Origin of the sequence: Deinococcus betulae (assembly GCF_020166395.1) — a bacterium.
GTDB classification, from domain to species: Bacteria; Deinococcota; Deinococci; order Deinococcales; family Deinococcaceae; genus Deinococcus; species Deinococcus betulae.
Genome location: NZ_JAIQXU010000040.1, coordinates 19,864 through 30,959 on the forward strand (window position 1 = coordinate 19,864; position 11,096 = coordinate 30,959).

Consider the following 11,096-nt stretch of genomic DNA (forward strand, 5'->3'; position numbering starts at 1 on the left):
AAGCCTGCTTGGCCGGGGCCTAGCTCCGGGGTTTGACATAGGCTGCCAGCCCCATCAGCAGACTGGTCAGGCCGATCAGGGCCAGCGCCTGCACCACGCCGCTCCAGTGACTGGCCCCCAGCACATCAGCTAGTGGCCCGGTCAGCGCTCCCAGCGAGCGCAGCCACAGCGGCCCGGTGCCCGATAGCGAGGCCAGCAGGCCCAGCGCTAGGGCGCCCAGGCCGGTCGCTCCCACAAAAAGCGTGATGCACAGCACCCAGCTCAAGATTCTCAGCGCCAGCTTCACTGGCTTACCTTCTGTTGTTCGCCCCAACGCCTGCTCATTCGGGGCATTGTAGTCGTGGTCTGGCCGGGACGTGCGCCCTGGCGGGGGGCTAGACTGGCCTGCGTGAGTCTGCCCGCCCGCGTCCGCGTCACCCGGCCCCCTCTTCCTCTGTCGCCTGCCCTGCGCGCCGCCGCTCTGCGCCTGTGCCCGGCCGCGCCGGTCGGCGCCCTCCAGGCCGCGGCGCTGGCGATTGCGGGCGGCACTGTTATCGGTGCCCATCTGCGCTGGGAGGGGGACGAGGCAGCGACGGTCGATACGGGCTGGCGTGGCCGGGGTATCGAAGAGGCGCTGGCGGAAGCCGTGAGCCGTGAGCTGTGAGGACCGCCTTGCCCTGAGTTTGTTTGCCGCAGGGTGTTGACATCAGGTGCCGCCGAAGCACAGCAGCGTTCGGCAAAGGCCCTGACTGCTGTGAGTGGTTCAAGTTGCAGGAAGAATACGCGGGCCATACAAAACATCAGAGGAGTGCCGGCTCTCAGGGGACGCCACCCACGGGCTCATCCAGCCGCAGGGTTGCGGGTAGAGCCCCATCCAGAAGCTGCTGGACAGCGCCCACCATCACCGGACCTGGCGCTTCATGCTCGGCCAGCCAGGTCAGGATGGCGCTGGCGGCCTCCCGGTTCTGCTCGTAGCCGGGGCAGAACTTCGCCAGAGGCACGGGGCCAGCCCACTGCTCGGCCCGGCGGTCCACGGCATAGGGGTCGCGTGGGGGGCCCGCCTCCAGCCGCAGGGCCTGTATGGTCAGAACACGGTCCACGGCATACACCTGAATAAAACGCAGGGCCGTCAGCCGCTCGCCCCTCAGCTCGCGCAGCAGCCCCACATACAGGTTGGTCAGGGCTTCGCCCAGGTGATGGTCCGGCTGGTTATGGCCCCACCCTGCGGGCACCTGCGAGGTCTGGTGGGTCACCCAGTTCTGGGAGGGGTCTCTGGACCAGAGGACCCGCATGGACGGCTCGGCCACCGCCGCCCATTCCTGACGGGTAAAGACGGCGTATTCGGCAAATACGCCATCCTGAAACAGCACCTTGCGCCCGTGTGGGCTGTTCTGGAAGTCGTAGGCCGTGGGCGCCGCTGCCCGCAGCCAGTCAATGTCACCCAGAAACTGCGCCTGGGCCTCCGTCTCCACGATGACAAAAAAGTCCAGGTCAGAGAACTCGTCTATGCGCACGCTGTGAAGGCCGCAGGAGCCGACGCCTAGCAGCGCCAGAGCACCGGGCCGCGTTTGCACAGACGCCGCAATCTCGCTCAGGCGTTGGGTGAGCCGGGCTGCCCACTCGCTGCTTCGGGAAGAACGGGCTGGGGTCATGAGCCAGAGTCTGCGCTCAGAGGGGTCCGGAGTCGAGTGGGTGCGCCCGAATCGCCGGCATCCGCTTGCCGCTTACCCTGACCTAACGCCCGTTTGGTAGCCTGACGCCATGACCGTCACCGACGCCCCGACAGGCATGACATTTGCCCTCAGCGACGACCAGCGCCTGATTGTGCAGCATGTCCGCGAATACGCCCGCGCCGAACTGGCGCCCAAAGCGGCGGCGTATGACCGCAGCGGTGAATACCCGCGCGAGCAGCTGCGCGGCCTGGCCGACCTGGGCCTGCTGGGGGCCACGGTCCCCGAGCGCTGGGGCGGGGCGGGGCTGGACAGCGTGACCTACGCGCTGTGCCTGGAAGAAATCGCCGCCGCCGATGCCAGCGTGGCCGTGATTGTCTCGGTACAAAACGGCCTGCCCGAGCAGATGATTCTGCGCTACGGCACCGATGAGCAGCGCGGGCAGTACCTGAAGCCCCTGGCCGAGGGCCGCCACATCGGCGCCTTCTGCCTCACAGAAAGTGGCGCGGGCAGTGACGCCGCCAGCCTGACCCTGCAGGCCCGGCAGGGCGGCGACGGCTGGGTCCTGAACGGCACCAAAGCCTGGATTACCAGCGGAGGGCAGGCCGACACCTATCTGGTCATGGCGCGCACGGGTGGCGCGGGCGCGCGCGGGGTGTCCTGCTTTATCGTCGAGAAGGAGACGCCGGGCCTGTCCTTCGGCAAGCCTGAAGAGAAGATGGGCCTGCACGCCGCCCACACCACCACCGTCACCTTTGAGGACGTGCAGGTGCCCCAGGCCAACATGGTGGGCGAGGAAGGCCAGGGCCTCATCATTGCGCTGGCCAGTCTGGACGCCGGGCGCATTGGCATTGCCATGCAGGCCATCGGGATTGCCCGCGCGGCGCTGGACCACGCGGCCAGATACGCCAGCGAGCGCGAGCAGTTTGGCAAGAAGCTGCGCGAGTTTGAAGGCGTGTCGTTCAAGATTGCCCGCATGGCCGCCCGCATCGAAAGTGCGCGCCTGGTGGCCCTGAAAGCTGCGTGGCTCAAAGACGCCGGCCAGCCCTACGGCAAGGAAGCCAGCATGGCCAAGCTGCTGGCCAGCGAGGCGGCGGTGGACGTGACCCGCGACGCCATCCAGATTTTTGGGGGCAACGGCTACAGCCGCGAATACCCCGTCGAGCGGCTCTACCGTGACGCCAAGGTCACCGAAATTTACGAGGGCACCAGCGAGATTCAGCAGCTGGTCATCAGCCGCGCTGTCTTTAACGAACTGACCTGAAGCGGGCTTGAGCAGGAACGGGGGGCCGTCCCATCTGGCCGCCACAGACTGGGGCATGCCCCTGCGCGCCCTGTCTCTGGCGGCCCTGATGTCTGGTGGAGCCGCCGCCTTTACCCTGCCCACCGTCAGCGGCGTGCCGTGGTCCCTGGCGCAGGCCCTGGGGCGTGAGCGGGTCCTGATCCTGGTCAATCCGCCGGCCGCCTCGCTGGCGGCCCTGCGGGCCCAGGACACGGCCCTTCAGGTGTACGACCTGCGCGTGGTGGCCCTGCTGCCGCCCGGCGACCCCCGACTGCGCGGCGGCACCCAGATGCTGACACTGCTGGCCGACAAGGGCGGCGTGGTTGGGCGGCAGTATGCGCCTGCCGCCCTCATCGGCAAGGACACAGGCGTGAAGGCCCGCTACCGCGCCCTGCCCACCCTCAAGACCGTCCTGGCCCTGATTGACACCATGCCCATGCGTCAGCAGGAGCGCCAAGAGCGCGGGCAGTAGGGACCACAAGATAAAGAGAGCGCCCCTCGCGCCTTCCCAGGCCAGGCGGCACAATGCGCCCCATGCGGCAACTGTTGTGGGTTCCGGGCATGGTCATGGTGCTGGCGGTGCTGGTTGACCTGCTTGTGACCTGCATCCAGTCGGGTGAGGGCCGCCTCAGCCGCGCCGTTCACCGCCAGCTGTACGCGGCGCTGCGCCTGGCCGCGCGCGTGTTCCGGCGCCGGGGCCTCCTGGCCTGGAGTACCCCGGTGCTGATTATGGGGACGCTGACCGTCTGGACGGGGCTGCTGTGGCTGGGCTGGACCCTGATTTTCTGGTCACAGCCCGGCGCACTGGTGGGGGCGGAAAACGGACAACCCGCTACCTTTCTGGCCTCCTTTTACTTTGTGGGCTACACCCTGAGCACCCTGGGCCTGGGCGAGATCATCGCCACGAAACCGCTGTGGCGCATCCTGACAGATATCGCGTCTATCAGTGGGTTTTTTCTACTGACGTTTGCCATCACCTTTATCGTGCCGGTGGCGCAGGCGCGGGCCGACCGCCGCGAACTGGCCTTGTGGCTCCACCGCGCTGGGCCGGGCGCGCAGGCGCTGATTATTAATGCCCACACCGACCATGACCAGGGCCTGCGCAGCCTGACCACCAGCCTCCACAGTGTCCTGAACCGCATTGACGCCGCGCACCTGAATACCCCGTACCTGCACCGGTTTCATGACCATGACCAGCAGGACGCGCTGGACCTCCACCTGCCTGCGCTCGGCGAGGCCCTGCTGATTCTGGAAGGTGCCCTGCGGGGCGACTGCCCGCAGGGCCTGCGCCGCGCCCTGGCCAGCGTGACCAGTGTGGCCCGGACCTTTCACCTGACCCACGGCGGCGCCCTGCCGCCCGTCCCGCCGCCGCCCGACTTGACGCCGCTGCGAGGAGCCGGCTTTGACCTGAAGTCGGACGCCGAGTTTCACCTGTTTCTGGCGAACCACACCCAGTTGCGCCGGCGCCTGTACGCCATGACCCATATGGGCCTGTGGTCGTGGGAAGAGGTGGCCGGGACCCACGGTGAGCCTTCTTGATGAATCGCAACGCCTTTCAAGCGGCAGCTGGGTGTGTCGGGGTCTGTGCCGACCGGCGACAGTGTGCAAGACCACGCCCATATCAACCCCAGGAGCGTTTTGCTGCTACAGGAACTGGCCCAGGTTGCTGTCACGTGTGTCAAGTCCGGTTGAATTAATCCGTTTCCGTCAACGAGTCAATTTGCGTTTGCATAAGTTTAAGGTGGCTTTGATTGCTGCTCGCCTCGGTTCGTCTCTCCGGGGCTGTGGAGCCGACTGTCAAGCGGTGGCCAGATTTGCTCAGGGGCTCTGCCGACTCCCTCTATTGGCTCCGGCGGGTGCCGTAGCGGCGCAGCAGTTCTGTCCGGGCGATCATTGCCAGGCGCGGCGTGTGGGCCTTTTCGGGGTCGGAGACGCCGTAGGCGCGGCGCAGGGTGCGCGACCACCAGGTCAGGCGGCGGCGGTGGGCGGGGGGCAGATCCACCACCGTAAAACCGTAGATGCCCAGCACGTCTGCAAAAATGCTGATGCTGAAGACGGCGTCCAGGGTCTGCCAGTCGGGGTCGTCGCGTAGCGCCGCCGCCAGATCATGAATCGAGTGGGTGACGACCCGGCGCCCCGCCACTGGCCGCTCGGCAAGTTCGACCAGGCGGGCGCTGTCCAGATGAAACTCGGCCACGCGCTGACCCCGGCCGAGGGTCAGCCCCGCCGGCTGGTCGGGCGCGGGCAGGGTTATATCGGCCAGGGGATAGGGCGCCGTGCCCACGCGAAAGAGGCTGCTGGCGTGCCCCCCAATGCGGCGGATACGGCCAAGGCGGTCATAGATCACGTCCACGAGTTGCAGCGCGGTGGCGGGAATGTCACGCAGGGTATCGGGGCGCAGGTGGCGCAGCCCGGAGAGGGCCCGGACCTCATACCCGCGCGCTTGCAGGTCTGTCAGGTGGGCAGGCAGAGCGCGGGCCACCTGGGGATCTGTGCCGCTAAGGTGAAGCAGGGCGCCAGGACGCCGACCCTGGGCGAGGTTGCCCTGACCGGCAATGGGGCGCAGGCCGGTTTGCTGCGCCATCAGGGCCACCCAGAGGGCCGGCACCCCTGCCGCCGCACGGAAGGCATGGGGAGGCTGGCCAGTCAGAGCCGTCAGCCCGGCCTGCGCTTGACGCAGCCGGGCCAGAGTCCAGGGTGGGGTCAGGGGCCCGCCGGGTACGAAAGGCCGCAGGTCATGGCCTTCGGCGGCGGCCTGCTGCGCCAGGGCGGGCGCGCGGGCAATAGCCCCGGCCTCAAAGCAGAAGGTGGCCTGGGCCCCGGCGGCCTTCAGGGCGGCCAGCAGGGCTGGCGTGGTCTGTGGGTCCGGGCCTCCCTCAAAGACCAGGCCCAGGCCCGGCTGGGCACTGCGGGCCCGGCGCAGCGTGCCCACACCGGTCCAACGCCACAGCCGCCCGGCGCCCCACAGCAGCGCCCCCAGGCCCAGCGCCCACCTCCCCAATTTGCCCGCCACTCGCCCCATTCCGGCCACTGTAGCCCGTCAGGGCATGGGCACAAACGAACCGGTCCACAGCCGGCGCCGCTCGTGCTCGCCCCCTACGGTGAGGGTCACGCCGCTCAGGTCCAGTCGGGCCACCTGGGGGTCCCTTTCGGTGTACGCCGGCCAGGCGCGGCCAGGGTGCCCGTCCCGCACAAAGGATGCCCAGGCCGCCTGCATCCGGTGGGCCAGCGCGGCGCGGCGCCCGGCGTCCCCGCCGCGCATCAGGGTCGAGGCAGCGCCCATGGGCCGGGGCCACAGGAACAGCAGTTCCATGCCGTGCGTGGCGCCCAGGCCAAACAGGCGCGTGCCCCAGTCAAAGCGGTAGCGGTAGGCAGGCGCCGCGTGACCGCGCAGCAGGGCGTCGTTGCCACTGTGGAAAAACAGGTCTGTGCCCAGCGCCACCAGCCCACCCTCGGTGTCCGTGTAGGTCGCCAGCACGGCCCCCAGCTGCCCTGGGGCGAGGTAGGGCACCATCACCCGCGTCAGCAGCGTGCGGTCGGTGCGCGGAAAGATGCGGTTGGGCAAGCGGACAAACAGGGAGTATTCATCGCGGTTGGCGCCCAGCAGCAGCGGCACCGGCGCCGCCGGGGTGGCCAGCAGTGCCGCGAAGTCCCTGGGCAGCACCTGCCCATCCAGAAAGGGGCGGGAATTCAGGCGGCGGGCGCGGACAGCCTCCAGGCGGTGCAGTGCCCCCACAAACGCGGCGGGTGGGCGGCCCCACAGGTCATGGACATTGGTCCGCCCGATCCCCAGCGCGTCTGCATACGCCTGCGCAGTCTCCAGGCTGTTGTCCCAGCTGCTCACCTGATTGAGCGTGCCGCTTTGCAGGATGGCGCCGCGAATCAGGTGGGCGGCGCCGGGGTCCCGCAGCATCAGGGCCGCCGCCACGGCGCCCGCCGATTCGCCCGCCACCGTGATGCGCGCCGGGTCGCCTCCAAAGCCTGCAATGTTGGCCGCCACCCAGCGCAGCGCGGCCACCTGGTCCTGATAGCCCGCGTTGGGGGCAAAGCGGTCATCCTGAAACAGTCCGCCAAAGTTGGCGTAGCCCAGTGGCCCTAGCCGTGAATTGACCGTCACCACCACCAGGCCGTGCCGGGCCGCAAACTCGCGGCCATCGTACAGACGGCCACTGCCGGCCCGGAAGGCGCCGCCATGAAACCAGAGCAGCACCGGGTGCCCCTGGCCCCCCGCGGGCGCCCAGATGTTCAGGGCCAAGCTGCCCTCGGCCGAGGGCGCCAGGGTGACTGAAGGGTCCAGCGGTTGCAGCGTGTCCGGGGCATAGGTCTGGGTGCGGCGCGTGCCAGTCCAGCCTGGATGCGGGGCCGGCGGGGCAAAGCGCAGCGGTCCACGGGCCGGCGCGGCGTAGGGCAGGCCCAGCCAGGCGTGGGCCCGCAGCGGGCCAACCGCCACCAGCCGCCCCTGAACCTGACCAGCCGCCGTTTTAACAACAAGAGACACGGAGTAAGGTAACAGGCTGCGCTGGAAAGACGTTCACCCTTCGTCCTATTCCCGTCACTGGTTGACCGGAATAGCCTTTAGGCTCAGGTGATGACCGCCGAAGCCTTCTACCGCTACCTGATGTCTGCTCGCCGCGCCCTGTGGGTCACCCTGCGCGCCCTGCCGGAAGATCAGTTGTCTGCGGCCGTTATTCCCACCGAGGGCGCCCGCTGCATTAAAGACCTCCTGATGCACATGGCGGTGGTTGAAGACGGCTGGTTTCGCGGCGACCTGCTGGGGCAACCGACGGTGCTGGAGACGTTGGGCGTGGGCGCCCCCGGCTCGGCGGCCGAATACTGGCACCACGACCACCGCCCGCTGGACTGGCTGCTGAGCTACTGGGAGGCGGTCGAGCAGGCCACCCTGGCCAGCTGGCCGGCGCTGCTGGAGCAGGCGGCCCAGCACCGCCGCATTCCGGTGGACGAGAGTCGCCCCGAGACTCTGTCGGCCGATGAGGTGCTGTGGCACGTCATGCAGCATGAGGTCAGGCACAGCGCCCAGGTGGTGCAGATGATTCGCCTGCTGGGGCACCGGCCCCCCGCGCTGGACCTAGTCTTTCATGTGGCCAGAGGGCCAGAAGAAGCCTGAAAACAGGCCGCCCGTCAGATGAGGGCGGCCTCGTTCTCCTCCTTCTTCAGTCGGTGTACGCCCCCACCGCCGCGCTGCTGACCAGCTTGGCGTACTTGGCCAGCACGCCGCGCTTGTACCGGGGTTCCGGGGCCACCCACGCGGCGCGGCGCCGCTCCAGCTCGGCCTCTTCGACGTGCAGGTTCAGCACCAGGGTTTCGGCGTTCAGCTCGATGGTGTCTCCCTCCTGCACCAGTGCAATCGGTCCGCCCACGTACGCCTCGGGGGCCACATGGCCCACCACCAGGCCGTAGGTGCCCCCCGAAAACCGGCCGTCGGTAATCAGGCCCACGCTGTCGCCCAGGCCCTTGCCGATGATGGCGCTGGTCGGTGAGAGCATCTCCCGCATGCCGGGGCCACCTTTTGGACCTTCGTAACGAATGACCAGCACGTCGCCGGCCCGAATCTGGTCGGCCATGATGGCGTGCATGGCGTCCGGCTCCGAATCGAAGACTCGCGCCGGACCCGTGATCTTGATGCTTTTCAGGCCGCTGATTTTGGCCACTGAACCCTCAGGGGCCAGGTTGCCGCGCAGGATGGCGAGGTGCCCTTCAGTGTAGATAGGCTGGTCAAAGGGCCGAATCACGTCCTGGCCGGCGTCAGGCGTATCCAGTTCATCTGCCAGATTCTCGGCAACGGTCTTGCCGGTCACTGTCAGGCAGTCGCCGTGCAGCAGCCCAGCCGACAGCAGCATCTTCATGACGCGCGGAATGCCGCCGGCCACATGCAGGTCGGTGGCCACATACTGCCCGCTGGGCTTGAGGTCGCAGAAAACGGGCGTGCGCTCACGGATGCGCTCAAAGTCGGCCAGGCTCAGGTCCACGCCAGCCGCGTGCGCGACGGCCATCAGGTGCAGTACGGCGTTCGTGGAGCCGCCGACCGCCATGATCACGGTAATGGCGTTCTCGAAGGCTTTTTTCGTCAGGATGTCCAGCGGGCGAATATCCTGCTCGATCAGGGTCAGCAGGGCGCGGGCGCTGTCGGCGCTGCTGACGGCCTTTTCGGCGTCTACTGCGCTCATGGTGCTGGAATAAGGCAGGCTCATGCCCATCGCCTCAAAGGCGCTGCTCATGGTGTTGGCGGTGTACATGCCGCCGCAACTGCCATTGCCCGGACAGGCGCGTTTTTCAATTTCGGTGAAGTCCTCGCGGCTGATTTTACCCGCCCCGAAGGCCCCCACTGCCTCAAAGACACTGACAATCGTCAGGTCCTTGCCGTCGTAGTGGCCGGGCTTGATAGTGCCGCCGTACACGAAAATGGCCGGAATATTCAGCCGGGCAATCCCAATCATGGCGCCGGGCATGTTCTTGTCGCAGCCGCCCACCACAATCACCCCGTCGTGCGATTGCCCCCGGCTGACAGTTTCAATAGAGTCGGCAATCACCTCGCGGCTGACCAGGCTGCACTTCATACCCTCGGTGCCCATGGAAATCCCGTCGCTGACCGTAATCGTGCCGTAGACCTGGGGCATGCCGCCGCCCTCGGAGATGGCCCCGGTGATGTGCCCGGCCAATTCGCCCAGGCCATTGTTGCAGGGCGTGATGTTGCTCTGGGCGTGTGCCACGCCGATGATCGGCTTCTCGAAATCCCCGTCTCCAAAGCCGACGGCGCGCAGCATGGCGCGGTTGGGGGCGCGCTCGTCGCCCTGCGTAACCTGATGGCTGTTCCAGTTCAGCTTTCGTTTCTGGGCGGTGTCCGTCATGCCTCAAGGTAGCGGCCTGGTCCCTGAGCAGCGGCGGAAAGCACAGACAGGGGTAGGGTGCGCCCATGACCCGGCCTCACCTCGTCTTTGTAGACAACGCCGACAGTGGTGTTCTGAACGGCCTGAAAGACCTGTGGCACAAGACGCTTTCGCCGTAGACCTACGACTGCCAGCTGTGTGCTGTGACCTATGGTTCGCTGGGTATGCGGCGCGAGTGGCGGGCCTTCTGGCAAAACCTGGAGGCCGATATCACGTTTCTGCACCGGGACGAGGTGCAGGCGCGCTACGGCGTTGGCGGCCTGGTCCTGCCAGCGGTGTTCGAGGAGCGGGACGCGGCCGCCTTCAGCCCTGGCTGTCCGCCGAACAGCTGCGGGCGGCGCCCAGCCTGGTGATGAATCTGGTGGAGCGCCGCCTGGCGGGCCGGGGAGCCTCTCTTGTTCGCCCTACCCGATGTTCAGGCCCACATCGAAGGTGGCCCTGTACCCCTTAACTGGATCGCCCGTCACCTTCAGCAGCAGCTGTGAGCCGCCGTTGCGGTAGATGCCGTCCTGGGCGTTGGGGGTGTCGGCTTTGCCCTTCTGGCTGTAGGGGGCGCGGGTCAACACGGCCGCATTCACAGTTTCGGGGAAAAACAGCTGCGAGGTGAATTCGCCTGTGGCCTTGCCGCTGGCGTTCAGGGGCCGCAGCTTGAAATGAATGTGAATGGCGCGTCCCTGATACCAGCCCGGATAGATGGTGGTAAAGCTGGCCTTACCCTGGGCGCTGGTGACCTGCGAGCCGCGCAGAAAGTCGCCTGCGACGCCCGACACGCCCGAGTAGTTGCCCAGAGCGTCGCAGTGCCACACGTCAATCAGAACGCCCGCGCGGGGTGTGCAGCCGCCTACCGCCACCCGTGAAGTCACGAAGTCCAGCGTCAGGGGCACGCCGCTGACCACCTTGCCTGTTTTGCTGTCCTTGCGAAGGTCGCTGCGGCGCGGCTCGCCCTCCACAAAGTAAGGCCCTTCGGTCATGGCAGGCCGCACCACACAGCCGGGCAGGCCCGTGGCGCCGCTGGTGCCGGCGCTGGTTCCCCCTGCGCCGCCCATGCCCCCCGCCCCTCCGGGTGGTGGGGGCGGCCCGCCGCGCTGGGCCAGGACACCGCCTGCTGTCAGGGCGGCCGCGCCACCGCTCAGCCCCAGCAGCCGCAGCGCCGAGCGCCGGCTGAGCAGGCGGCCCACCATCTCGTCGTCGTTGTCTTCTTCGGGCAGTTCGGGCGTCAGGGGCAGGCGGGGGTCGTGTGGGTCGTTCATAGGGGCACCT

General features: G+C 67.8%; 12 protein-coding genes. 6 read left to right on the forward strand and 6 right to left on the reverse strand.

Translation table 11 applies throughout. The features are described 5' to 3' along the window. Positions 1 to 19: 19 nt before the first annotated feature. Positions 20 to 286 (reverse strand): hypothetical protein, encoded by a 267-nt coding sequence (locus K7W42_RS20790; protein WP_224577123.1) that lies wholly within the window; start codon positions 284 to 286, stop codon positions 20 to 22. A gap of 102 nt (positions 287 to 388) precedes the next feature. On the opposite strand from K7W42_RS20790, the gene K7W42_RS20795 reads away from it, so the two are divergent. Then, positions 389 to 643, forward strand: coding sequence for a hypothetical protein (locus K7W42_RS20795; protein WP_224577124.1), 255 nt, complete (start codon positions 389 to 391; stop codon positions 641 to 643). Between the two features lie 154 nt (positions 644 to 797). Here K7W42_RS20795 and K7W42_RS20800 read toward each other — a convergent pair whose 3' ends face one another. Continuing rightward, on the reverse strand, positions 798 to 1,631 hold the full coding sequence (locus tag K7W42_RS20800; RefSeq protein WP_224577125.1) for a hypothetical protein: 834 nt from the start codon (positions 1,629 to 1,631) through the stop codon (positions 798 to 800). 109 nt (positions 1,632 to 1,740) lie between these two features. Between K7W42_RS20800 and K7W42_RS20805 the strand changes: the two genes are divergently transcribed. The 3 genes from K7W42_RS20805 to K7W42_RS20815 all read left to right on the forward strand — a co-directional run bounded on the left by K7W42_RS20805 (position 1,741) and on the right by K7W42_RS20815 (position 4,470). Continuing rightward, on the forward strand, positions 1,741 to 2,913 hold the full coding sequence (locus K7W42_RS20805; RefSeq protein ID WP_304524159.1) for an acyl-CoA dehydrogenase: 1,173 nt from the start codon (positions 1,741 to 1,743) through the stop codon (positions 2,911 to 2,913). A gap of 55 nt (positions 2,914 to 2,968) precedes the next feature. After that, positions 2,969 to 3,403 (forward strand): DUF4174 domain-containing protein, encoded by a 435-nt coding sequence (locus tag K7W42_RS20810; protein WP_224577126.1) that lies wholly within the window; start codon positions 2,969 to 2,971, stop codon positions 3,401 to 3,403. 62 nt (positions 3,404 to 3,465) lie between these two features. Next, positions 3,466 to 4,470 (forward strand): potassium channel family protein, encoded by a 1,005-nt coding sequence (locus K7W42_RS20815; RefSeq protein ID WP_224577127.1) that lies wholly within the window; start codon positions 3,466 to 3,468, stop codon positions 4,468 to 4,470. 301 nt (positions 4,471 to 4,771) lie between these two features. Here K7W42_RS20815 and K7W42_RS20820 read toward each other — a convergent pair whose 3' ends face one another. Next, positions 4,772 to 5,953 carry a YkoP family protein gene (locus tag K7W42_RS20820; RefSeq protein WP_224577129.1) on the reverse strand — a complete coding sequence of 394 codons (1,182 nt, stop codon included), beginning with the start codon at positions 5,951 to 5,953 and terminating at the stop codon, positions 4,772 to 4,774. An 18-nt stretch (positions 5,954 to 5,971) separates the two neighbouring features. Next, positions 5,972 to 7,429 (reverse strand): carboxylesterase/lipase family protein, encoded by a 1,458-nt coding sequence (locus K7W42_RS20825; protein WP_224577130.1) that lies wholly within the window; start codon positions 7,427 to 7,429, stop codon positions 5,972 to 5,974. A gap of 90 nt (positions 7,430 to 7,519) precedes the next feature. Here K7W42_RS20825 and K7W42_RS20830 point away from each other — a divergent pair, with 90 nt between their 5' ends. After that, positions 7,520 to 8,056: a DinB family protein gene (locus K7W42_RS20830; RefSeq protein WP_224577131.1), complete on the forward strand. Its 537-nt coding sequence runs from the start codon at positions 7,520 to 7,522 to the stop codon at positions 8,054 to 8,056. A gap of 46 nt (positions 8,057 to 8,102) precedes the next feature. Here the strand turns inward: K7W42_RS20830 and ilvD are convergent, their stop codons facing one another. Beyond that, positions 8,103 to 9,797, reverse strand: coding sequence for a dihydroxy-acid dehydratase (gene ilvD, locus K7W42_RS20835; protein ID WP_224577132.1), 1,695 nt, complete (start codon positions 9,795 to 9,797; stop codon positions 8,103 to 8,105). A 182-nt stretch (positions 9,798 to 9,979) separates the two neighbouring features. On the opposite strand from ilvD, the gene K7W42_RS20840 reads away from it, so the two are divergent. Further along, positions 9,980 to 10,189 carry a hypothetical protein gene (locus K7W42_RS20840; protein ID WP_224577133.1) on the forward strand — a complete coding sequence of 70 codons (210 nt, stop codon included), beginning with the start codon at positions 9,980 to 9,982 and terminating at the stop codon, positions 10,187 to 10,189. Positions 10,190 to 10,240: 51 nt separating this feature from the next. On the opposite strand, the gene K7W42_RS20845 is transcribed toward K7W42_RS20840, so the two are convergent. Beyond that, positions 10,241 to 11,086: an intradiol ring-cleavage dioxygenase gene (locus tag K7W42_RS20845; RefSeq protein WP_224577135.1), complete on the reverse strand. Its 846-nt coding sequence runs from the start codon at positions 11,084 to 11,086 to the stop codon at positions 10,241 to 10,243. Positions 11,087 to 11,096 lie beyond the last annotated feature (10 nt).